The sequence below is a fragment of the Dethiothermospora halolimnae genome (genome assembly GCF_037577855.1).
GTDB classification, from domain to species: Bacteria; Bacillota; Clostridia; order Tissierellales; family VENL01; genus Dethiothermospora; species Dethiothermospora halolimnae.
In genome coordinates, this window is record NZ_JBAKFX010000006.1 from 1 (window position 1) to 23,998 (window position 23,998).

The 23,998-nt window shown below is 29.2% G+C and carries 20 protein-coding genes; 18 read left to right on the forward strand and 2 right to left on the reverse strand.

Going from position 1 to position 23,998, the window contains the following annotated elements; genetic code table 11:
• Positions 1-469 precede the first annotated feature (469 nt).
• The 4 genes from V6137_RS03695 to V6137_RS03710 all read left to right on the forward strand — a co-directional run bounded on the left by V6137_RS03695 (position 470) and on the right by V6137_RS03710 (position 4,827).
• On the forward strand, positions 470-2,125 hold the full coding sequence (locus tag V6137_RS03695) for a hypothetical protein (protein WP_425446532.1): 1,656 nt from the start codon (positions 470-472) through the stop codon (positions 2,123-2,125).
• Positions 2,126-2,277: 152 nt separating this feature from the next.
• Entirely contained in the window at positions 2,278-3,021 is a 744-nt protein-coding gene (locus V6137_RS03700) for a glycerophosphodiester phosphodiesterase (protein WP_425446533.1), read from the forward strand.
• Positions 3,014-3,874 carry a DUF4438 domain-containing protein gene (locus tag V6137_RS03705; protein WP_425446534.1) on the forward strand — a complete coding sequence of 287 codons (861 nt, stop codon included), beginning with the start codon at positions 3,014-3,016 and terminating at the stop codon, positions 3,872-3,874. The genes V6137_RS03700 and V6137_RS03705 overlap by 8 nt, the downstream gene beginning before the upstream one ends.
• 53 nt (positions 3,875-3,927) lie before the next feature.
• A complete protein-coding gene (locus tag V6137_RS03710) occupies positions 3,928-4,827 on the forward strand; it encodes a YegS/Rv2252/BmrU family lipid kinase (protein WP_425446535.1) in 900 nt (299 codons plus the stop codon).
• Here the strand turns inward: V6137_RS03710 and V6137_RS03715 are convergent, their stop codons facing one another.
• Both V6137_RS03715 and V6137_RS03720 read right to left on the reverse strand, forming a co-directional pair.
• Entirely contained in the window at positions 4,828-5,229 is a 402-nt protein-coding gene (locus V6137_RS03715) for a bactofilin family protein (protein WP_425446536.1), read from the reverse strand. It lies immediately after the preceding gene.
• Positions 5,230-5,248: 19 nt separating this feature from the next.
• Entirely contained in the window at positions 5,249-6,175 is a 927-nt protein-coding gene (locus V6137_RS03720; RefSeq protein ID WP_425446537.1) for a M23 family metallopeptidase, read from the reverse strand.
• A gap of 253 nt (positions 6,176-6,428) precedes the next feature.
• Here V6137_RS03720 and V6137_RS03725 point away from each other — a divergent pair, with 253 nt between their 5' ends.
• The 14 genes from V6137_RS03725 to V6137_RS03790 all read left to right on the forward strand — a co-directional run bounded on the left by V6137_RS03725 (position 6,429) and on the right by V6137_RS03790 (position 23,962).
• Complete coding sequence (locus tag V6137_RS03725) at positions 6,429-6,878, forward strand: MarR family winged helix-turn-helix transcriptional regulator (protein ID WP_425446538.1); 450 nt, start codon at positions 6,429-6,431, stop codon at positions 6,876-6,878.
• 106 nt (positions 6,879-6,984) lie between these two features.
• A complete protein-coding gene (locus tag V6137_RS03730; RefSeq protein WP_425446539.1) occupies positions 6,985-12,375 on the forward strand; it encodes a diguanylate cyclase in 5,391 nt (1,796 codons plus the stop codon).
• Between the two features lie 185 nt (positions 12,376-12,560).
• A complete protein-coding gene (locus V6137_RS03735) occupies positions 12,561-13,568 on the forward strand; it encodes a LacI family DNA-binding transcriptional regulator (RefSeq protein WP_425446540.1) in 1,008 nt (335 codons plus the stop codon).
• A gap of 64 nt (positions 13,569-13,632) precedes the next feature.
• On the forward strand, positions 13,633-13,881 hold the full coding sequence (locus tag V6137_RS03740) for a YkuS family protein (RefSeq protein WP_425446541.1): 249 nt from the start codon (positions 13,633-13,635) through the stop codon (positions 13,879-13,881).
• A gap of 100 nt (positions 13,882-13,981) precedes the next feature.
• Entirely contained in the window at positions 13,982-14,341 is a 360-nt protein-coding gene (locus V6137_RS03745; RefSeq protein ID WP_425446542.1) for a hypothetical protein, read from the forward strand.
• 236 nt (positions 14,342-14,577) lie between these two features.
• Complete coding sequence (gene hutH / locus V6137_RS03750) at positions 14,578-16,104, forward strand: histidine ammonia-lyase (protein ID WP_425446543.1); 1,527 nt, start codon at positions 14,578-14,580, stop codon at positions 16,102-16,104.
• A 22-nt stretch (positions 16,105-16,126) separates the two neighbouring features.
• Entirely contained in the window at positions 16,127-18,160 is a 2,034-nt protein-coding gene (locus V6137_RS03755; protein ID WP_425446544.1) for a urocanate hydratase, read from the forward strand.
• A gap of 60 nt (positions 18,161-18,220) precedes the next feature.
• On the forward strand, positions 18,221-19,117 hold the full coding sequence (gene ftcD / locus V6137_RS03760) for a glutamate formimidoyltransferase (protein WP_425446545.1): 897 nt from the start codon (positions 18,221-18,223) through the stop codon (positions 19,115-19,117).
• Positions 19,118-19,126: 9 nt separating this feature from the next.
• On the forward strand, positions 19,127-20,410 hold the full coding sequence (gene hutI / locus V6137_RS03765) for an imidazolonepropionase (protein ID WP_425446546.1): 1,284 nt from the start codon (positions 19,127-19,129) through the stop codon (positions 20,408-20,410).
• Positions 20,411-20,610: 200 nt separating this feature from the next.
• Positions 20,611-20,787: a DUF896 domain-containing protein gene (locus V6137_RS03770; protein ID WP_425446547.1), complete on the forward strand. Its 177-nt coding sequence runs from the start codon at positions 20,611-20,613 to the stop codon at positions 20,785-20,787.
• Positions 20,788-20,910: 123 nt separating this feature from the next.
• Positions 20,911-21,366 (forward strand): chemotaxis protein CheW, encoded by a 456-nt coding sequence (locus tag V6137_RS03775; RefSeq protein WP_425446548.1) that lies wholly within the window; start codon positions 20,911-20,913, stop codon positions 21,364-21,366.
• 153 nt (positions 21,367-21,519) lie between these two features.
• Positions 21,520-21,990 carry a hypothetical protein gene (locus tag V6137_RS03780; RefSeq protein ID WP_425446549.1) on the forward strand — a complete coding sequence of 157 codons (471 nt, stop codon included), beginning with the start codon at positions 21,520-21,522 and terminating at the stop codon, positions 21,988-21,990.
• A gap of 147 nt (positions 21,991-22,137) precedes the next feature.
• Positions 22,138-23,310 (forward strand): sensor histidine kinase, encoded by a 1,173-nt coding sequence (locus tag V6137_RS03785; protein WP_425446550.1) that lies wholly within the window; start codon positions 22,138-22,140, stop codon positions 23,308-23,310.
• Positions 23,303-23,962: a response regulator gene (locus V6137_RS03790; RefSeq protein ID WP_425446551.1), complete on the forward strand. Its 660-nt coding sequence runs from the start codon at positions 23,303-23,305 to the stop codon at positions 23,960-23,962. The genes V6137_RS03785 and V6137_RS03790 overlap by 8 nt, the downstream gene beginning before the upstream one ends.
• The last annotated feature ends 36 nt before the right edge of the window (positions 23,963-23,998 follow it).

Here is a 23,998-nt window from a genome sequence, read left to right on the forward strand (position 1 = left end):
AAAGAAACTGAAACCACCTGATATAGTGCTACTCATCCAAAGAAATATCTTGCCAATAAGACCTGGACGCCATGACCCTCGCAAAGTCAAAGTCCAAAAACCTGTAAGTTTTCTCTATCGAGTAGCATAATCATTCACATTCATTGTATCTCAAATTTTGGCAGATGGCAATCTGTCTTTTTAGTATGTCATAAATTTGTTATTTACTAAAGAAAAGAGAATCCAAGACAGAAATCAGTTTATTTTCTGTCTTGGATTCTTTAAAATATTTCTTAACTTAATGACATTGACCTTAAGGTCTCTTATTTTCTTCCCTTTTTTTATGAAATTGATCTCAAAAGAAATGTTACACAATTGTTAAAATTTTAAATATTCTGTTAATTACTTTTTTGTCATTGAAATGATATAATAAGAGAATAAAATAATATATATAATATGATAAAAAACATATTATACAAGGGGGACTAATATGAAGAGTAAAAAATTTGGGATAAGAACTATTGGGGCAATAATTATTGTAACTGTTGTAATAATAGGGTTTCATACTTATAATAATTTGAAAATTCAGACTTCGACTTTTGACGAAAAATGGGGAAGGGGAGTTGAAATAGGGGAAAGTGGTCTTAATAGATCACCATTGATATCTAATATTGAGAATAATATATTGGTATTAACATTTACTAGGAGTGGGAACATAAACTATTATTTAATAGATGAAAAGGGGAGTATTTTAAAGAATGACAGCATGAAGTTAGAGAATTTTAATGCAAATAAAAGTTATGATATATACCTTGAAGGAAATAACCTTTTCTATTTAAAAGATAATAAGGTATATATAAGCAAGTTTGATGAAATATCAGGGTTTAACGAAAGTAAGGAAATATTAACTGGAGCTTCAGGTCTAAGAGTAGATGAAGTTTTAGGGGAATTGTTAATACAGACTTATGGTAATGATGATAATAAAATAACTATTTCTTCATTTAAAGATAATAAAATAGCTGGGGAATTTTCATATAAAGTCAACAATGAAATAACCGATGCTTTTGTTAGACAGATTAATGATCAAAAATATTTGTTTTTTTCAATTATGCCCGATGTTAACAGAAAAGAGTTGCATATAGGAAAAATTATTAATGATAAGTTAGAGGATATTCATATGGTTGAAAATAGACCTGTATCTAGTTATATGGATTTTAAAGATATTAATGCAGTAACTATAGACGAAAAAATTTACTTAGGTTATACTACTACTCAAAATGTTAAAGGCATAACAAATAAGTTTAAAAGGTTTAAGATAATTGATGGTAATACACTAGAGGTTTTGAATTCGAATTATATTAGCGAAATAAAACTACAAGGAATCCTTGGAGATGAATTTCAATTTGTTAAGTTCGATGATAAAGTAAATATTTTCGGATCATCTATAAATAATAAAAGTAATTATTCAGAGATGCGGGATATTTTTAGAGTAGAAATCAATAATAAAGGAGAATTATCAGAGCCATACTATATATCAAATACAGAGAAAATATCTAAAAAGCCAAAATTTTTAAAAAGCAGTAATGGATCTTACCTATGCTGGCTAGATAATGGGACAACTAATGATAGATTAATGATAAATAGTACAAATAAAAACTTTATCAAAGAAAGCAGGGACTTTACAAAGCATGATTTCTTTAATTCCACTACTAAATCATTAATAGTTCCATTTTATGCTATAGCCTATATATTTTTTAGGGGAATAAATATCATTTTTGCAGTGGCAATTGCATATCTAATACTTGGATTTACTATTAGAAAGTTAAAAGTAGACAGCGATAAGATTAAATTTATTTGTTTTGCTGCTCTTTATGTAATTTTAAATTTTATAATGTTCAAAAACGATTTTTATAGATCAGGGTTTATAACTTATATGCCCCGTGCTTTAAGTTTTGATTTTGCAAGGTATATAATGCCCTTATTAATAAACTTGGTGTCATTTATTATTATGTCATTATATTATACAAAGGATAGAAGGGTGAACTATCTAGCTTATATTGTAATGTTTATTGGTATAGATATATTTTTAAATTATTTGATATATGTACCTTTTATAGTAAGAGCTCAGAAAGGATTTATTATTTAATAGTTATAAAAGATTTTTAATTATAAATTTTCATAGATAGGTTTTGAAAAAACAGATAAGAGCCTCTTATCTGTTTTTTTGAAGGAAATAGAATTAAAAGATAGAATATATAGTGTAGGTAAATAATGAAATTAAGTTAAGGAAGTGGTATAATGGGTAAGACAAAAATAATAGCCCATAGGGGAGCTTCTGGTTATGCTCCGGAGAATACTATTATAGCCTTTAAAAAAGCTATAGAAATGGGAGTTGATGGGTTAGAGCTTGATGTACAATTATCCAAAGATGGTGTTGCTGTAATATGCCATGATGAAAAGGTGGATAGGACTACAAATGGAACGGGTTTTATAAAAGACTTAACCTTAAAAGAAATTGAGGAACTAGATGCAGGAAGTTGGTTTGACGAAAGATTTTGTGGAGAAAAAATTCCTACTTTAGAAGAATTAATGTATTTAATTAGAGATGAAAATATATTACTTAATATAGAAATAAAAAATAATATAATCCAATATGAAGGAATTGTAGAAAAGATAATAAAAATCATAGAAGGATACAATAAAGAAAAGGATACAATAATATCATCTTTTAATCATAATAGTTTATTAAAGGTAAAAAAAATAAATAATAATTTAAAAACTGGGGCTCTATATATGTCAGGACTAGTTGAACCATGGAATTATGCTAAAAGAATAAATGTAGATGCACTACATCCATTCTTTTATAACATAAAAAAGGAGTTAGTTAAAAAATGCTTAGATAATGAAATCCTAGTAAACCCATTTACTGTAGATACACATAAAGATATAAGAAAAATGATAGATGCAAAGGTAACGGGAATAATTACCAATTATCCTGATAGAGCCAAAAGTATTATTAAAGGGGTGTGTGATTATGATTAAGACTAATATTAAGAATCTAGCTATTCAATCTGTACAAGGCAAAATTCATCATCCAATGGCATCTTTTCCCTATAGAATAAGCCATGAAGGAGAACCAAATGTTTTACCGGCAACTGGAGGTATAACTTATAATGTAAAGATTGGAGATTGTGCTATGGGATGGGCTGGAGATCATATTGAACCAGGTGTAAGTATAAGAAATGAGGATAAACATGAAAATGGAGCCCTTAATCTTTTAGCATGTATTGGGAATGAAGCTAAGGTTATAACTGGAGATGGAAAAGGGGCCAAGGGATACGTAACGGGGATTCATGGAGGAATTAATCATGTTCTAATATATTTTAGGGAAGAAGATTTAGAAAGAATGTGTGTAGATGATAAAATACTTATAAAAGCCCATGGACAAGGACTTAAGTTAATAGATTATCCAGATATAAGAATTATGAATATGGACCCCAAATTATTGACAAAACTAAGAATACAAGATGGAGATAATGGTAAAATTAGAGTACCAGTGGCTAAAAGGGTACCTCCCTATCTCATGGGTTCTGGCATTGGGTCATCAACAGCCTATAATGGAGACTATGATATTATGACAGCTGATAGGGAAGCTGTGGAAAAATATAAATTAGGCAGTCTGAAGTTTGGAGATTTAGTCATTTTAGAAGATTGTGATAATACATTTGGTAGGGGATATTTAAAAGGTGCAGTAAGTGTTGGTGTTGTCGTCCATAGTGATTGCATAAAAATGGGACACGGTCCAGGAATAACGACTATAATGACCTGTAAAAGGGATTTAATAGAAGGAATTATTGATGAAACTGCTAATATAGCAAATTATTTGGATATATAATATCTAATAGTAGTAAACTATTAGAATACAATTAAATAAGGAAGGTCGGTATAATGAAGAAGATAAAAATAATATATAACCCTTCATCGGGAAGGCAAATAATACAGCGAAGAATTGATAGTATCTGTAAGATACTTATGGATAATGGATATATATTAGGGAAATATGCTACTGAAAAACAATATGATGCAATGAATGAGACCATAAAATGTTGTAAGGAAGATTGGGATGGAATAATCGTTTGTGGAGGGGATGGAACAGTTAACGAAGTAGCTACTGGCATAATGAAAGGTGGAAGAAAGATACCTGTGGGTATATTAGCAGCAGGAACAGTAAATGATTTTGCTAACTTTATGGAGATACCGAAGACTCCAAAGGAATTTTGTAATATGATAATGGAAAATAAAACTGTAGATGTAGATTTAGGTAGAGCTAATGACAAATATTTTGTAAATGTAGCGGCGGGAGGGCTTTTAACCAACGTAGCCCATCAAGTACCCTCAGATGCTAAAACTATACTGGGGAGAATTGCATATTATATAGAAGGACTTAAAGAGATACCTAAGCAGATGTTTAAACCAATTACGGTTAATATAGATAGTGATGAATATAGTGTAGAAGATGAAGAAATATTTTTATTTTTAATTTCAAATAGTTCTTCAATTGGTGGCTTTAAAAAATTGGCCCCTAAAGCAGAGGTAGTAGATGGATATCTTGATTGTATTATAATCAAAAAATCAGAATTACAACATATATTTCACATACTTATTAGAATAATGAGGGGTGAGCATATAACCCATCCTAACGTTGAATATTTTAAAACAAAAAAAATAACTGTTCAATGTGAAGGGGATGTGGATATTGATGTAGATGGAGAATATGCAGGTAAATTACCTGCTAGCTTTGAGGTTATACCTAGCTCCTTTAGAATATTTACAAAGAAGGAAGTATAGCTATACTTCCTTCTTTACATCTTTAGAATTAAACTTAATTGTTTTTTTGTCTTTGGTCGATGTATTCATTTTACAATTTCCTTCAAATTTACCAGACTCATCAACTATAAGGGAGTCGGTTTTTATATCCCCAAATATTTCGCCTGTGTTGGTAATTCTTAGTTGATTACTACAGGTTACATTTCCATTAATTTGTCCCGAGACAATAGTATTATTGGATTCGATATTTCCGTCAATTTTTCCAGTTTCTCCAATTATTATGTCTCCATTAACATTTATATCACCGATAACTTGTCCATCAATTTTAATTGTTCCATCTAAGGTTATTTTACCATCTATTTTTGTGTTTTTTCCTATTATGGTGTCCATTTTTTCTGTTTTTATATTATTTTTATTAAACATAAACATCCCCCTTAATATTTTAGTCTTTATTATTAATAACCGATTTTGGATCTATACTCTTGCCATTATATTTGATTTCAAAGTGTAGATGGGGACCTGTACTTCTACCGGTATTACCCATTTTGGCAATAGTTTCTCCCTTTTCTACTGTAGCTCCTTGTTTTACTAGGAGTTCATTATTATGGGCATAAATAGATTGATAGCCGTATCCATGATTTATGATTATAACATTACCATAACTTCCATTATAGTTAGAATAAGTTACTACACCACTACCCGCAGCCTTAATTTTAGTGTTAAAATTATTGCCTATATCTAGACCCTTATGAAAATCCTGTCCCCTACCAAAAGGGTTTTTTCTATATCCAAAATCGGAAGTTATTCTACCTTTAACAGGAAGAAGATTTGGTTTAGCATCAAGATAAGTTAGTTTTTTCTCCACATCGTTTACAAGTTTTTTCAAACTAGATTCCCGCTCATTTATTAGTTTAGTTAAATCATCTAACCTAGTTAAATCTGAAGTGGAGTATTCGGAACTACCGAAAAAACCTCCTCTGGAAGGAGAAACTGATTTAGAACTGCTATTAACTTTAATTCCCACCATATTTTTAACGGTATTTTCTAAGGATGTGATATGCTTTATTTTGCTTTCAATTTGTGAGACTTTATTTGTTAGACTATTAATCTTATTTTTCTGTGATATATTGGTGGATTTTAGCCTGTTAAAATCTTCTGCTTTTTTTAAATAATTATTTTTTAATCTACTATGGGAATTGTATAGGTTTATAGTGAATAAACCAATAGAGAAAAAAGTAACTATAAGCAAAATTATAATAATTTTAAGACCTAATGAAGAAAAATTTATATGTTTTGTTTCACTAGATTGGGAAACTATCAGTAATGAAATTTTGTTGTTTCTTTTTGTGGATATATGTTTAAATTTCATATAGAGTCCTCCTTATAATAATTTTAAATATTAGAGGAATTATATATATCATTGTAGAAGTAATAATACAAGAGATGTAATTAACAACTTTCCTTTAAAGTAAATATTCAATAAATATAAAGGGAAATCCTTTTTTATATAATATAAATTTCTTGATTTAATAATTAGGACTATATACCTAGTAAAAGTTGACTAAAATAGTTAAAAAGTGCTAAAATATTTAGTGTATCGAAGGATGATGGAGGTAGTGATATTGAATAATGAAAGTTTTGATCAAAATATAATTGAAATAGAAAAATATTTAAGAAAGACAGATCATATTATTAGAAAGAAAGGTAGAGAAATACTTAAAGATTTTAACATAACAGGACCTCAATTTGTAGCATTACAATGGCTAATAAGTGATGGAGAGTTGACCATAGGAGAACTTAGTCAAAAACTAAAATTAGCATGTAGTACTATTACGGATTTAATAGATAGAATGGAAAAAAATAAATTAGTAACTCGAACGAAGGATAAAAAAGATAAAAGAGTAGTAAGAATACGAGTAAATGAAGAAGGTCATGAGTTAGTTAAAAAGGTATTAGAAAAGAGAAGGGTATATATAGCAGATAAATTAAAAGATTTTGATAAAAGTCAAAAAGAAGTTCTAAAAGAAAGTTTAGAGACATTATATATGGCAATGAAAGAGTCTAATAAATAGGGGACTATTTTGTTGAGATAGATAGTATGCTAACTGCTTTATATTATAAATACTATATATTATTTTAACTTATTTTGAAGGTACATTTAAAAAGGGGAATTATGTTATGGAGCTTATAAACAATAGGTATAAAATAGAAAAGAAAATAAGCGATGATATTACTGGAACTTTATATAAAGCACAGGATCTATGGAATAATTATAAAAGTATTTTATTAAAAATATTTAAAAAGGAAAACCATAGTGATAATTTTATTGAGTTTTTAAGTGATAAGTTCATATGGTTTTCTAGTTTTAAGCATGATTACTTACAGGAAGTATATAATTTTAGTATTGTAAATACTATAGATAATAAAAAAAATGATAAAATGTTATATTTGTATACTATGGAATACATCGAAGGTGAGAGTTTGGGGGAGTATTGGTCTAAATTATCAATAGGGGAATTTCTAGATATTATGAGACAATTGTGCCATGTGGTAGATTATCTAAAGGCTAAAGGACTAGCATATAAATACATTAATCCCACTAATATATTCATAAATAAAGTGGAGGGACAGGTAAACATTAAATTGAAAAATCTAGCCACTATAAATGATATGGAATTAAGAAGCTTTCATCATAATTATATTAGTTATTTTATTGCTCCAGAGGTTAATATAAATGAAAAGAATATTAATAGAGAGGCTGATTTATATTCTATTGGAATGATATTAAATCATTTCTTAGAAGATAGCAAACTATCAAATATTAGGGATGAATTATCTGATAAGGAGAAACAAATATTAACTAAGATAATGAAAAAGCTAATAAAGGAAGAGCCTAGTTCCCGAGATGTTAATATATTAGATGTTGTTAAAGAAATAAATGAAATATCTGAAACAAATTATACCATAGAGTTAGCTAAAGAGCGAGAGAAATTGAATTTTAATAACGTGATAGTAGGTAGAGATAGGGAGTTAAATGCCATATTACAAATTAATAATGAGTTTGAAGATAGGATATATATAAAAAGAATGGTAAACATATTAGGAGACAGTGGGATAGGTAAAACAAGGCTTCTTCAAGAGATAAATTTCAAGTTAAAGCTTAAAGGAAAAAATGTATATTGGGCTTCTATAGTGGATAAAGATAATAGAAGACTGGGGCCTATTGTAAATATAATTAAAAAAATTATTAAATTCTGTAATAGAAAGCTTATCAAAAAATACGGTTCAGAATTAGTAAAGGTAGTTCCTGAGATAAATAGTATTGTAAATGTTGTACCATCTTCTAATTTAAATGAAGATAGTGAAAAATTTAGGTTATATGACCGAATAGCCAATTTTTTTATTGATTTTATAGATAATAAGCCCACATATATTATAATAGATGATGTACATAATTGTGATTTAGAGACATTGGAATTTATAGATTACATATTAAAGATAGAAAAGGGTTTCCCTTTATTGATTATTACAGCCAGTAGCAGTGGGTTTTTAAATGAATTAGATAATAATCAAAGGACAGAGTTTATCAATAAGTGGAAATTAAATACAAATATTAAAAACATTAACTTATTTAGATTGGACTTTAGTGAAATTTCGTTAATGATAAAGAATATTTTAGGAATAAATTATAAGCCTGTGGAATTTTCTACTAAAATAATGAATGAAACAGCAGGTAATCCAAGACATATTGAAGAAGTTATTAAAACTCTATATGCAGAGGGAGAACTATTTATTAATGAGAACGGAAATTGGGCATTAAATGGACAAGGTTATTCTAATATATATATGCCAAGTAGTATTGATGATGCAATAAAAAACCAAATTGATTTACTGGATCAAGATTTATATAAGATTGCTAAGATTATATCCATTTTTAAAACATCTGTATCCAAGTTAATTATAACATTTGTGTATGAGGCAATTGATGAGAATAGTATTGAAGGCATGGATAAGTTAATAAATGAATTAGTAGATATGAAGATTATAGACGAAAGAGTAGAGGATTGGGGATATACTTATGATTTCTATAATACCAAGATAAAAAGATATGTATATCATACAATAGCTGATTTTGAAAAGGAGAACTTACATAAAATAGCTTCTAGAGTTTTGGAAGAGGTTTATTCAAAAGAAGGAAGGAAAAATACAGATGAACTTATATATCATCTAGATATGTCTAAACAACATAAAAAGGCTATAACTTACTCAATAATTTCTGCTAGAAAGATGGAGAAACTAGTTGGGACTAATCAAGCATTACTTTTATGGCAGAAGGCATATAGTTTACTTAAACACCATAAATCCAATAGAAAACTATATGTAATGTTCAACTTGGCAAGACTATATAGTGAGCAGGGTGATAATAATAAGGCTATAAGGGTTTGTAATAGTATAATAGATGAAGCCGAAAGTATAGAATTTAAAAGAACTAAGGAATATAGGTATATAGTGGATTCAAGTAATAAATTAGGAGATATTTATATAAAAAGAAATAATATCAGAAAGTCTGAAAAAATTCTAAATAGGGCTAAGACCCTTGGCGAAAAAATAGGATATATAAAAGGAATTTTAGAGTCGGTAAAGTTATTAAACTCTGTGTATATAATTAAGAGGGAATATCATTTGGCTATAAAAAATAGAAAATATATAGATTTAGCTAAAAAGTATGAACATAACCAATATATTGGACATATGTATAATCAAATTGGTGTTATTAACATGTTTAAGGGAGATATTAGTGAAGCAAGAAAAAACTATGAATTAAGTATAAAGTATTTTTATAAAGCTAAAACTTTTATAGATGCAACTAAGCCTATTAATAATATAGGGGTAATACACTCTGATTATTATAATGAGAAAGAAGAAGCAATGGAATACTTTCAAAAGGGTCTAAATATCTGTAAAAAACATAATGAGTTAAAAGGACAAATTACTTTTTTAGTAAACATTGGAGAGATGTATCATGGAGAAGACAAGATAAATAGGGCTGAAGAGTATTATGAGCGAGCATTAAAGATAGCTAAAGAAAGTGAAGAAAGAAGTGCAGTTTTTTTATTAGAAATCGACCTTGGAAGACTATATTTAGAAAGGGGATATTATGATAAAAGTTATGAGTATTATAATATAGTAAAAAAAGAATTCCATAAAAATCCTATTCAAGGGGAGAATATACCTAAATATTATAGATTTTTAACAGAATTTTATTATAATTTTGGTCAATTAGATAAAGCATTAGAAAATGCCATAAAGACTAAAGAAACTTGTAATAAAATAGATTTAGAAGTATATTTAGAAGTTGAGAGTCGTATATTAGTGATTGAATACATAAAAGAAGGATTTTTAAATAAAAGGTTAATTAATAAAATTATAGAGAGCTTATTAGATAACAAGCTATTTACCCTGGCAAGAAAAAGTATACTGGAGTTTGCTTATTTTTCAGCTATTGATGGAGATGAAGAGTATTGCAAAAGATTACTTAAGATTGATAGTAATCTAATGGGTAAATGTTCTACAGATTATATAAGAATTAAAAGAAAAATTATAGTATCCCTAATATCCATGGATTTAGATAATGATATAAAAACGTTGTTATTATTAGAAGAAGATATAGCAAAATATGAATTTCCTAAATTAGAGTTATATCTTAATATTATTTTAGGTAATAAGTTTTTTGATAAGACTAAATATTATAAATCTACCAATTATTATATAAATGCAATTGACCTTTATCATAGAATGTTGAAAAGAATACCTAAAGATTGGTTAAGGGAAAAATATATTATAAAAAATATAATGTATACCATTGTAGATAAGATCGAGAAAATTAAAGAAGTGGTATTGGGGATAAAGTCAAGAAAAAAACTTACTAAAATAGAACTGGATGATTATTTAAACTTTAATAATTTAAAGGAGTTAATTAATAATAAAAAAGTATATAGTGTAGCAATGAAACATTATAATAATTTTATTATTGGAAATATAAATAATGTCGGGGACTTAATTACTAATTTTACTACAGATTATATAAAAAATATGGATATGGTTTTGAGGTATGCTTTGAGAGAAACATTTGCTAAGCGAGGGTTTATAGCATTATATGAGGAAAATGGTGATGACTTAAAAATAATTGCATCAACAACAGAAAGCTACCAAATTCCCATTGGTAGAGAGATTGTATCTAAGGTTAAACATGATAGAAAAGGAATTATATTAAATAGTGCCTTTGACTTTCAAGATAATAAATATTTAATGGTTGATGATGAAATAAAGGCATTAATTTGTGTTCCAATATACAAATTCAAAGAGGATTTTAATATTAAATTTAATAAAGAGTATAATACAGGTGGATTTAATAATAGAGAGATAATTGGATACCTATATTTAGATACTGATAAATTGTTCAATAGATTTGATAAGGAAAGATATAATATAATGGAGAGTTTAGCCTGTTTGTCTTCAATAAACATCGATAATCACCATTTAAAGATAACATCGTCTATTGATAAAATGACGGGAGTATATACTAGAAAATATTTTGATACTATTATGGAACAAGTAATAGAAAAAGCAAATTATGAATCCTTCGACTTTTCCATAGTAATGGTTGATATTGATAAGTTTAAAGTGGTAAATGATACATTTGGTCATAGAAAAGGAGATAAGATTTTAAGTCAAGTGGGAAGGATAATAAAAGATAATGTAAAAAGTGGTGATATAGTAGGAAGATATGGAGGGGAAGAATTCATCATAATACTATTAAATAGTGATGAAAAAGAGGCAAAATATATTGGAGAAAAAATAAGAAAAGAAGTAAAAGGAAGTCAGTTAATTGATGAAAATCATCCTTTAACTATTAGTCTGGGAATATCTGTGTTTAGAAAACATAGTAATGATAAAGAAGATCTTATAGAGAAGGCTGATCAAGCCTTATATCACTCTAAAGAGACAGGAAGGGATAGAACTGTTATTTGGAGTAAAGATATAGGAAAAACCAATAAACGTTTAGATAAACTTGCTGGCATAGTGTCGGGTAATGCGGTGCAGGATCAAAGAAATGTATTAGCCATAGTTGAAATTATAAATTTATTAAAACAAGATATGGCAAAAAAAGATAAAATATATAGATTTTTGGGAAGACTTATAGAGATTATAGAAGGGGATAAAGGATTATTATTTACCTTAGATGCTGATAATAAAATTAATAATATTTATGGACGACAGAGATTCTCTGATGATTGGAGCTTAGATGAAAAATACAATGAGGATTTGATAAAAGAAGTAATTGAAAAAAGAACGGGAAGATATTTAATTAACTGGAAAGACATAGGCGATGTGGATGTAATAACGGGGGTACCGGATTGGCAATCTTTAATAATTACTCCTATTATATATAGTGGACAGATAAAAGGTATATTACAGATATCTGTTCCAATTAAAGAAAAAGAATTCGATTATAATGATTATAACTTTATTAATACAGTTTCAGATATAATAGCGGCTATAATTTAAATTCCTATTACTTAGATATGAGTGGTAGGAGTTTTTTTAACTATATTTGATATGTAATTATTAAGTATCTATAAAAGGTTTTATAAAGTGATGGTTTGATTTAAAAATTAAAGAAAGTTATTGTATATTATTAACAATGAATGTAATGTGATATTTTGATAAATAATATAGTGGGGGTGGAAAAAATGTCCGTAACAATAAAAGATGTAGCAAAAATAGCAGGTGTGTCAATATCTACCGTGTCAAGGGTTATAAATAACTCGAAACCAGTAAGTTCAGATGTGAGAAAAAGAGTGTTGGAAGTAATAGATGAGATTGGATATAAGCCAAATGAAGTGGCTAGATCTTTGGTTACTAAAAAGTCATTTTTAATAGGTGTTATAGTAACGGATATAGGAAATTCATATATAGCTGAAATGGTTAGAGGTATTGAAGAAGTAGGAAAAATGTATAATTATGATATTCTTTTATGTAGTACCTATGGAGATGAGAATGCAGAAGTAAAGTATATAAACATATTAAAGAGAAAACAAGTAGAAGGAATAATACTAATATCGGATAATGATAATAAAAATATCGATGATGTAGTAGATGGTTTAGATATACCCTTTGTATATTTAAATAGGTACTTTAACCCCGATAGATATCATACAGTAACTATAGACCATTTATATGCAGCTTATGAAATGACTAAATACTTGATTGATTTAGGACATAATAAAATAGGGTTTGTAACGACAAAAGATGACCAAGATTATTGTATTGAAAAAAAGAAAATAGAGGGATTTAAAAAAGCTATAGCTGAATATGGAACAGTTGAAGGTAAAGTCTTTTTTGTTAATAATAGAAAAATCAGTAATGGTTATGAAATTGCAAAAAAAATATCATATTCAGAAAAAGATTTAACCGCAATATTTTGTGGAGATGATAACTTAGCAATCGGGGCTATAAGTTATTTATATGATAATAGAGTATATATACCAATGGATATATCAATTTCAGGTTATGGTGATTTACCAATAGCTTCAATATTTAGACCTAGACTAACAACAATTAAGGAGCCTTTTTATGATATTGGAGCTGTAGCCATAAGAAAGATTATTAAACAATTAAATAAAGAAAAAGTTGAAAATAACCATATAAAACTACCATTTAAACTACTAAAGCGGGATAGTTGTAATAAATTAGATTAGTAAAAAAGTATAAAAGCCTCCTAATTAACCAATAATATAATTGAGTATAATGGAGGTGATATCTTTGACAAAGAAAGTAGCAGTTGAAGACAGTTTAACAAATTATGCACAAGATCTAAGATCTCAAGGCTATGAGGTTAGTTCTTTAACAAATAGTGGTAGTAGTCTTAATGGATATGATGCCATAGTTGTATCGGGACAAGATGAAAACATAATGGGAATGCAAGATGCATTAAATAAATCTATAGTAATAGATGTCACTGGAAAAACACCTAAAGAGGTAAGTAGTCAGATAAAAAATAGATTAAGTTAAAAGATAAAGCGACTCGTCAGAGTCGCTTATTTGTTTAAATTGCTATTGAATAAGAATGAAAATATTGTTAAAATATATTAGAAAAGTGAGGTGATTTTAGATGGAAGAAGAAAATAAAAATATTTATAATGATAGCTTATTGAAACACAAATATTTTAAACTTTTCATATTGATACCACCAATAATAACCATTTTAGTAGTTATTGCTACTTACTATGCAAATAAAGATTTAAATCTTATAACCCTAAGCGACAATCTTTTTGTAGTTTCTGTGGCTTTTACTATTATGTCCTTGATTTTTAGAAGTAAGGCATGGAGAATACATAAACAATCTGTATTAAAACACATAGAAAAATATCTTTATGACTATAAAGTAGAGCGAGCTAAAATAACTTTTAAGGTTTTGTTAATGGTAGGAATATTTAATCTTGTATTTGCTATTATATTTCTTATAATATAGCAAAAAAGTAGGGGCTAGAAACATACCCCTACTTTTTTAATTTATAATTTAAAATTTACAATTTGTAATTTATAATTGGATTTCTTCTCCGCTTTAATGAGTTATAACTATAAATTACTAAAATATGTTGAAGGCTTAAAATTTTTTTGTAAATTTTGAAGGATTTTTTCTAAAAATAGAGAATATAAATAATATGAGAAATAATTAAATAACTATTGTATAGAGGGGATGATTATATGGGTAAAGTTTTAATAGATGGAAATAGCTTAACCATAGAAGATGTAATAAATGTTGCTAGAAAGGGCTATAAGGTCGAATTAACTAAAGCATCAATCGAAAAAGTAGAAAAGTCGAGGAAGCTAGTTGACAGATTTGTTGATGAAGAAAGGGTGGTTTATGGATTAACCACAGGTTTTGGTAAGTTTAGTGATGTGGTGATTTCAAAAGAGGAGGCTAAAGAGTTACAGAAAAATTTAATTATTAGCCACTCTTGTGGAGTAGGGGATTTATTAGATGAAGAGATAGTAAGGGGAATTATGTTACTTAGGGCAAATGCATTGGCTAAAGGGTTTTCTGGTATAAGGCTGTCAACCCTCAAAACTTTGATAGAGATGATAAATAGAGGAGTTCATCCGTTGATACCAGAGAAGGGATCTTTGGGATCAAGTGGAGATTTGGCCCCGTTATCCCATATGGTTCTTGTTTTATTGGGAGAAGGAGAGGCTTTATATGATGGGAAAAGGTTTTCTGGAAAAGAAGCTATGAACAAAGCTGGTATAGAAACTGTGGAACTTACTTCTAAAGAGGGGTTAGCTCTTATCAATGGTACTCAAGTTATGACTGCTATAGGAGCTTTGACCATATATGATGCAATAAATATATCAAAAATGGCAGATATAACAGCATCATTAACTATGGAAGCCCTAAATGGAATAGTCACAGCCTTTGATGAAAAGGTTCATAGAGTAAGGCCCCATAAAGGACAAATGAATGCGGCAAAAAATTTATTAAATATTCTTAAAGATAGTAATATGACAACTGAACAGGGAGAAATTAGGGTACAGGATGCATATACCCTTAGATGTATTCCCCAAATACATGGAGCTAGTAAAGATGCCATAGAATATATAAAAGAAAAAATAAATATTGAAATAAATTCAGCTACAGATAATCCATTGATATTTGAAGAGGTGGAAGAGGTTATATCTGGAGGTAACTTTCATGGGCAGCCAATGGCATTAAGCTTTGATTTTCTAGGAATAGCTTTAGCGGAGTTTGCCAATGTTTCAGAGAGAAGACTTGAAAGACTAGTAAATCCTGCATTGAGTGATTTGCCAGCATTCTTAATTGAAAAGGGTGGACTTAATTCAGGATTTATGATAGTTCAGTATTCTGCAGCATCTTTAGTGTCAGAGAATAAAGTATTAGCCCATCCGGCAAGTGTTGATTCTATAACTTCCTCTGCAAATCAAGAAGACCATGTATCAATGGGTACCATTGCAGCAAGAAAAGCCAGGGAGATATTAGGAAATACTAGAAAGGTATTGGCAATGGAACTTCTAGGAGCTTGTCAGGCAATAGACCTTAGAGGAAATAAAGGCTTAGGAGTAGGTAGTAAAATAGCCTATGATTTAGTGAGGGAAAAAGTAGATGAAATTATTGATGATAAAGTTATGTACAAAGAAATAAATAAATGCGAAGAACTTATTAAATCAAATATAATAATAGATAAGATTGAAAAGAAAATAGGAAAACTTAATTAAAAAATAGGAAAGGAGAGATTTTATGTTAAATAATTTAGATGTTTCAAACGCTATGACAATTAAGTTAGATAATGAATTACCAGAGACTATTGAATTTAAGGAAGGAATTAGAAGAGCACCGAAGAGAGAGTTTAAGCTAACAAAAGAACAAACCGAACTGGCGCTTAAAAATGCATTAAGATATATACCAGAAGAACTACATGAAGAGTTGGCTCCAGAATTTCTAGAAGAATTAATGACTATGGGTAGAATATATGGATATCGTTTTAGGCCTAAAGGAAATATAAAGGCGAAGCCTATTGATGAGTATAAGGGAAAGTGTATGGAAGGGAAAGCTTTTCAACTTATGATGGATAACAATTTAGATTTTGACATTGCACTATATCCATATGAATTAGTGACATACGGAGAAACTGGGCAAGTATGCCAAAATTGGATGCAATATAGACTTATACAAAAATATTTACAAGAACTAACGGAGGATCAAACATTGGTAGTTTCATCGGGACATCCACTAGGATTATTTAAATCAAGACCTGAAAGTCCCCGTGTTATAATAACCAATGCTCTTATGATAGGAATGTTTGATAATCAAGAGGATTGGCATTTAGCTCAAGCATTAGGAGTTGCCAACTATGGACAAATGACAGCGGGAGGTTGGATGTATATAGGACCTCAAGGAATAGTTCATGGAACATTTAATACTTTATTAAATGCAGGAAGAATGAAACTTGGAGTAGCTGATGATGGAGATTTAACAGGGCATTTATTCGTAAGTTCTGGGTTAGGTGGAATGAGTGGAGCTCAAGGTAAAGCAGTTGAAATAGCCAATGGTGTAGGTATAATAGCAGAGGTGGACTATTCAAGAATAGAAACAAGATATGAACAGGGGTGGGTTAGTAAGATAACAGAAAGCCCTAAAGAAGCCTTTGAACTAGCAAATGAGTATATGGATAAAAAAGAGTCTATAGCTATAGCTTTTTATGGTAATATTATTGATTTGTTAGAATATGCAGTAGAAAATGATGTTCATATAGAGTTGTTATCTGACCAAACTTCATGTCATGTTCCATACGATGGAGGATATTGTCCTCAAGGAATAACTTTTGAAGAAAGAACTGAATTATTAAAAAATGATAAAGATAAATTTAAAAAATTAGTTGATGAATCCTTAGTACATCATTTTGAAGTTATTAAAAAACTAACTGATAAAGGAACTTATTTCTTTGATTATGGAAATAGTTTTATGAAGGCTATTTATGATGCTGGAGTAAAGGAAATATGTAAAAATGGTGAAAACGAAAGAGATGGTTTTATATTCCCATCATATGTTGAAGATATAATGGGACCAATGCTATTTGATTATGGATATGGACCATTTAGATGGGTTTGTTTAAGTGGAAATCATCAAGATTTAATAAAAACTGATAAAGCTGCTATGGAATGTATAGACCCTAATAGAAGAGGTCAAGATAGGGATAATTATGTATGGATAAGGGATGCTGAAGAAAATAAATTAGTAGTTGGATCTCAAGCAAGGATACTTTATCAAGATGCCCTTGGAAGAGCTGAGATTGCCCTTAGGTTTAATGAAATGGTTCGTATGGGAGAAGTTGGACCAATAATGTTAGGAAGAGACCATCATGATACTGGGGGAACAGATTCGCCATTTAGGGAAACATCAAATATCAAAGATGGTAGTAATATTATGGCAGATATGGCAACCCATTGCTTCGCAGGAAATGCAGCTAGGGGAATGAGTTTAGTTGCTTTACACAATGGTGGAGGAGTAGGTATAGGTAAGTCAATAAACGGTGGATTTGGATTAGTCTTAGATGGAAGTAAAAGAGTAGATGAAATTATCAAATCTTCTATACCTTGGGATGCTATGGTTGGAGTTGCAAGACGTGCTTGGGCTAGAAATGAAAATTCAATTAGTACAAGTGCAGAATATAATGAAATAAATAAGGGACTTGACCATATAACATTACCATATATACCAAAAGAAGATTTAATTAAAGATTTAGTTGATAAAGAGTTTGGAGAAGATAAATAAGATTATTTATTATAAATAGTTTAACTTTAAAGAATCTATATAAAAAGGGGATGAATTAAAATGGCAAAACTTGTACAATGTGTTCCGAATTTTAGTGAGGGAAGAGATAATGAAATAATAGAAAAGATAGTAGATGAAGTTAGAGGTGTTGAGGGCATAAAGCTTTTAGATTATTCACCGGATAAAGATCATAATAGATGTGTGGTAACATTTATTGGAGAACCGGAGAAAGTAGCCGAAGTTGCTTTTAATGCTTGTAAAAAAGCTTCAGAACTTATTGATATGACTAAGCATAAAGGGGAACATCCAAGGATGGGTGCCACTGATGTTATGCCTTTTATACCAATATCTGATGTAACTATGGATGAGTGTATTGAATTATCCAAAAGTGTAGCAAAAAGAGTTGGAGAAGAACTTGGGATATCAGTATTTTTATATGAGAAGTCAGCTTCTGCACCCCATAGAACGAATTTAGCTAAAGTTAGAAAGGGACAATACGAGGGAATGAAGGAAAAAATAAAAGAAGAAATGTGGAAACCAGATTTTGGACCAACAGATCTTAATGAAAAGGCTGGAGTAACTGCCATCGGAGCAAGAATGCCATTGGTGGCTTTTAATGTAAATCTGGATACTAATAATTTAGATATAGCTAAGAAAATTGCAAAAGCTGTAAGGGGAAGTAGCGGAGGATTTAAAAACTGTAAAGCTCTAGGTATAGAAATCAAGGAAAGGGATATAGTTCAAGTTTCAATGAATATGGTTGATTATACTAAAACACCTTTATTTAGAGTATTCGATGCTATAGAAAGGGAAGCAAATAGGTACGGTGTAAATGTAATAGGAAGTGAAGTGATTGGCCTATTACCAACGGCAGCACTTATAAATTGTGCAGACTACTATTTAAAAATAGAGAACTTCTCCCATGATCAGCTTTTAGAAAAAAGAATTTATGAATAGGAGGATTCTATGAAAGCAGATATAGTTGTTGAAAATATTTCTAGTCTTGTTACATTAGAAGGAGATAATAAACCTAGAACTGGAAATGAGATGGGAAATGTAGGGTTAATAGAAGATGGTATAATAGCAATATCAGATGATAAAATAATATATGTGGGTAAGGGGAAATTACCACAAGATATTCAAATAGATAATGAAACCAAAATAATAAATGGAGAAGGTAAGACAGTAACTCCTGGCCTTATAGACCCCCATACCCATTTAGTTCATGGAGGATCTAGAGAGAATGAATTGGACATGAAATTAAAGGGAATGAAATACTTAGATATTTTAGAAGCCGGTGGTGGAATATTAAGTACAGTTAGATCCACTAAAGAAGCTTCCTTTGATGATTTATATAATAAGGCTAAAAATAGCTTAGATAAAATGTTAGAACTGGGTATGACCACTGTAGAAGCTAAAAGTGGATATGGTCTTGATACAGAGACCGAGATGAAACAATTAAGGGTAGCGAAAAAGTTAAATGAAGATCATCCAATTGATGTGGTGTCAACGTTTATGGGAGCCCATGCTATTCCTAAGGAATATAAAGATAATGTGGATGGCTTTATAGATATAATTATAAATGACATGCTACCAAAGGTATCTAAAGAGAATTTAGCAGAGTTTTGTGATGTATTCTGTGAAGAGGGTGTTTTTTCAGTTGACCAAACAAGAAAAATTTTAAACGAAGCAAAAAAATATGGAATGAAACCGAAGATACATGCCGATGAGATAGAACCGTTAGGCGGTGCAGAGCTAGCAGCAGAAGTAGAAGCTGTATCTGCGGACCACCTAGTTGCTGCCAGTGAAAAGGGAATGGAAATGATGGCAGATAAAGGGGTGATAGCAGACTTATTACCAGGAACTTGTCTTAATTTAAAAATAGGTAAAATGGCCAAGGCTAGGAAAATGATAGAACTAGGGATTCCAGTAGCATTGTCAACAGACTATAATCCAGGAAGTTCCCCTACAGAAAATATTCAGCTAATTATGTATCTAGCTGGATTAAAAATGAATATGACTCCTGAAGAGGTTATTACAGCAGTTACTATTAATGCTGCATGTTCTGTAGATAGACAAAAAGAAATAGGTAGCTTAGAAGAAGGTAAAAAAGCTGATATCGCTATATTTAATGCTCCTAATATAGCATATATCATGTATCACTTTGGTATAAATCACATAGATAAGGTCATTAAAAACGGTAAAATAGTTGTAGAAGAAGGTAAAGTGAAAAAAAGTCAAATCATATAAAATAGGGTTTGAAGTTATTTCGAGTTCTATCTTATTAGTAGCTGGGAGATTCGCAATCTCTCGGCTAATTTTTATTTTCCAATTTGTAATTTAAAATTATAAAGCGAGAGCTTTAGACAGTGTGACTTGAAATATATTATAATATAAATTAAAATGATATTTATAATCGAGATAGATAGAGAATAGAAAGGAGCATAAATATGATTTCAAAAGAAAAGATTGATAGGATAAACTTTTTGGCTAAAAAGTCTAAAACAGAGGGATTAACTGAGGAAGAAAAAAAAGAACAGAAGGATTTAAGAAATGAATACTTAAAGAGTTTTAGAGAAAATTTTAGAAAACAATTAGATAATATAGAATTTGTTGATGAAAATTAATAAGTAGGACCATAATGGTTCTGCTTTTATTATTGCATACGGTTAATTTTTTATAAATAAAAAGGGGATTTAAAAAAAATGTAGAATTATGTTAGTAAGGAATTAATACAAGGAGGGTGAAAAATGGCTGAGAGTCAATATGTTATTTTTAAACTTGGTAAAGAGGAGTATGGGATAGATATTATGAATGTAAAGGAAATTGGCCCTTATCAAGAGAGTATTGAAGTTCCTAATGCTCCTAAATTTGTACAAGGGATAATAAATTTCAGAGGTGAAGTTATTCCTATAATAAACTTAAAAAGAAGATTCAACTTACCAGATAAAGAAACCGATAATAATACAAGGATAATTATTATTAATTTGAAGGAAAAACAGGTGGGTTTTATTGTAGATGAAGCATCTGAGACCATGAGATTACAAGATAAAGATATAGATCCAGCTCCAGATATCGTAGGTGGTGTAGATAAACGATATATAACTGGTGTAGGAAAATCAGATGATAGATTAATAATACTAATAGATTTAGAAAAAATATTATCTGAAGAAGAAAAGGAAAAAATTGAAAATATGGATGTTTAGACTTATTTTAAAAATTTTTGTCGTAGATTTTAAAAATGGAAATTTAATGTTTTAATGTGTCACAAAAAAATAGAGTTTCATACCAGTATATACTAAATTTTTCATTGTTAACCTTTTATACTTAAATATAAAGTAATGTATAGGAGGTTAACAATGAAAAAAAATAGTTATGTTATAATTATAGCATTGGCTTTAACTTTTTTAATAATTAATATGACCCATTCTAAAGTATATAGTGACGGAAAATATGTTAATGAACTGAATAAACTTCTTACTAAAAGAATTGTAACGATGAATAAAGGGTTATACGAAAGTGATGTCGATATAAGTGCTATTAAAGAAGAGTTAAAAAAAATAGAATATGGAAAATTATTAAAAGATGATTTGGAGATAATAGAATATGTAAGAAACAACCCAACAGATTATTCCTATGTAACTAAAGCTAAAATAGAAGAATCTAAGTTAATTGATGAAAATGAAAATTCTCTTAAAGTTAAAATTAAAGTTAAGTGGACATTTAATTCAATAGAGGATGAGATATCTGCTAATAATTATTTAATTATAGATATTGTAAAAGAAAAGGGACGATATTTAATGACCAATATAGTTTTTATAAATGAATAAATTTTGAAAAAAAGATATTGCGACTTATAAAGTCGTGTTTTTTTTGAAAATAATAGATCATAGGTCCATATATTTTGTCAATATAGAAGGAAAATTGGACTAATAAATAGAATAGATATAAAGGCCAAGAAAATTGAGGTGCTTCATTTGGAAAAAAATTTGTTAAACGGAGAAAAGATGAACGAGATATTAGAAAAAACTTTAGAGGCTATAAATGATGGAAAGGAAGAAATTTTTAATATCTCTGAAAAGGTTAGACAAGAAAGTGAAAGTATAAAAAAAGAGCTTGAAAGTATGCAATGTAAAATGAAAAATATTATTAGAGAAGTAGATTCATTGGAGATGAAAGAAAAAAGTAGCAGAAAGAGATTGTTAATAGTAAGTAGAGATTTTGAGAAATATTCGGAACAGGATATAAAAAATGCCTATGAAGAAGCAAATAACTATAGAATAAAATTAATTTTAAAAAGGGAAGAGGAAAAAAATTTATTAGAAAAAAGAAGAGACTTAGAAATTAGACTTAAAAATGCAAAAGAAGTTGTTAAAAATGCCGAAAAACTTGTTGGGAAAGTTGGGGTTGCTATGGACTATTTAAGTGGTAATCTCAGTGATATAATGGGAACTATAGACGATATGAATAGAAAGCAATACTTAGGGATTAAGATTATAGAAGCCCAAGAAGAAGAGCGACAAAGAGTGGCTAGAGATATACATGATGGTCCCGCTCAATCTATGGCTAATGTAGTTTTAAAGGCAGAACTATGTGAAAAATTAATGAAGATAGATGTAGATAAAGCAAGAAATGAACTGAAATTTATGAAAACTATAGTTAGAAATAGCTTAAGAGATATAAGAAAAATAATATATGATTTAAGACCAATGTCTCTTGATGATCTAGGTTTAATTCCCACGGTAAAAAGGTATGTTTCAACTTTTGTAGAAGATACAGGAATAAATACACAAGTAAAAGTTTTAGAAAACAAGAAAAAAATTAGTTCAATTATTCAGATAGCTAGTTTTCGAATACTTCAAGAATCCCTTAATAATATAAGAAAACATTCAAAGGCCACTGATGTTTTAATAAAAATTGAAGTGTCTAATGAAAACCTAAATATAGTAATTAAGGACAATGGTGTTGGATTTAATAAAGATAAAAAAATAGAGGATACTAGCCCAGAAAGTAATGGTTTTGGACTTATAGGAATGAAGGAGCGGGCAGAACTGTTAAACGGGAGAGTTGAAGTATCATCTGCCATAGGAGAGGGAACAAAGATTTTAATAATAATACCCCTAGAAAGAAAGGATGATTTTGATGGATAGTGAAAAAATTAAAGTTTTAATAGTGGATGACCATTCCTTAATGCGACAAGGATTAAAGCAACTGTTAGAACTTGAAGATGATATAGATGTAGTATGTCAATCATGTGATGGAGAAGATGCTATTAAAAAAACAAATGAATATAGACCAGATGTAATATTGTTAGATATAAATATGCCTAAATTAAATGGAATAGAAACCTTAAGGAGACTAAAGGATATAGGGGTTTCTTCTAAAGTGATTATGCTTACTATACATGATGACAGGGAATACTTATGTGAGACGGTCAATATTGGTGCTGATGGTTATGTTTTAAAAGATGCAGATTCAGATACTTTAGTACAGGCAATAAGGGATGTGGTAAAGGGGAAATCTTATATACAACCTAGTATTGCATCTTTATTGGTATCAAAACTTAACTCAGATGAAGAAAAAACCGATGGTGAAAAAAAAGTAGATCTATTAACTAAAAGGGAATATGAGGTTCTAACCCTTATAGCTGAAGGATTAAATAATAGAGAAATAGCAGGGAAATTGTATATAAGTGAAAAGACAGTAAAAAACCATGTTTCGAATATATTTAAGAAAATAGAGGTATCTGATAGAATACAAGCTGCTATTTTTGCATATAAAAATAATATTAAAAAATTGTAGTTTACTTTAATTTGACAAAAATAACTATGAAGTATA

What these genes read in the sequence shown, in the direction of transcription:
- V6137_RS03695 (WP_425446532.1), top strand. Translation starts at nt 470, where the DNA reads ATGAAGAGTAAAAAATTTGGGATAAGAACTATTGGGGCAATAATTATT.
- V6137_RS03700 (WP_425446533.1), top strand. Translation starts at nt 2,278, where the DNA reads ATGGGTAAGACAAAAATAATAGCCCATAGGGGAGCTTCTGGTTATGCT.
- V6137_RS03705 (WP_425446534.1), top strand. Translation starts at nt 3,014, where the DNA reads ATGATTAAGACTAATATTAAGAATCTAGCTATTCAATCTGTACAAGGC.
- V6137_RS03710 (WP_425446535.1), top strand. Translation starts at nt 3,928, where the DNA reads ATGAAGAAGATAAAAATAATATATAACCCTTCATCGGGAAGGCAAATA.
- V6137_RS03715 (WP_425446536.1), bottom strand. Translation starts at nt 5,229, where the DNA reads ATGTTTAATAAAAATAATATAAAAACAGAAAAAATGGACACCATAATA.
- V6137_RS03720 (WP_425446537.1), bottom strand. Translation starts at nt 6,175, where the DNA reads ATGAAATTTAAACATATATCCACAAAAAGAAACAACAAAATTTCATTA.
- V6137_RS03730 (WP_425446539.1), top strand. Translation starts at nt 6,985, where the DNA reads ATGGAGCTTATAAACAATAGGTATAAAATAGAAAAGAAAATAAGCGAT.
- V6137_RS03735 (WP_425446540.1), top strand. Translation starts at nt 12,561, where the DNA reads ATGTCCGTAACAATAAAAGATGTAGCAAAAATAGCAGGTGTGTCAATA.
- V6137_RS03745 (WP_425446542.1), top strand. Translation starts at nt 13,982, where the DNA reads ATGGAAGAAGAAAATAAAAATATTTATAATGATAGCTTATTGAAACAC.
- hutH (WP_425446543.1), top strand. Translation starts at nt 14,578, where the DNA reads ATGGGTAAAGTTTTAATAGATGGAAATAGCTTAACCATAGAAGATGTA.
- V6137_RS03755 (WP_425446544.1), top strand. Translation starts at nt 16,127, where the DNA reads ATGTTAAATAATTTAGATGTTTCAAACGCTATGACAATTAAGTTAGAT.
- ftcD (WP_425446545.1), top strand. Translation starts at nt 18,221, where the DNA reads ATGGCAAAACTTGTACAATGTGTTCCGAATTTTAGTGAGGGAAGAGAT.
- hutI (WP_425446546.1), top strand. Translation starts at nt 19,127, where the DNA reads ATGAAAGCAGATATAGTTGTTGAAAATATTTCTAGTCTTGTTACATTA.
- V6137_RS03770 (WP_425446547.1), top strand. Translation starts at nt 20,611, where the DNA reads ATGATTTCAAAAGAAAAGATTGATAGGATAAACTTTTTGGCTAAAAAG.
- V6137_RS03775 (WP_425446548.1), top strand. Translation starts at nt 20,911, where the DNA reads ATGGCTGAGAGTCAATATGTTATTTTTAAACTTGGTAAAGAGGAGTAT.
- V6137_RS03780 (WP_425446549.1), top strand. Translation starts at nt 21,520, where the DNA reads ATGAAAAAAAATAGTTATGTTATAATTATAGCATTGGCTTTAACTTTT.
- V6137_RS03790 (WP_425446551.1), top strand. Translation starts at nt 23,303, where the DNA reads ATGGATAGTGAAAAAATTAAAGTTTTAATAGTGGATGACCATTCCTTA.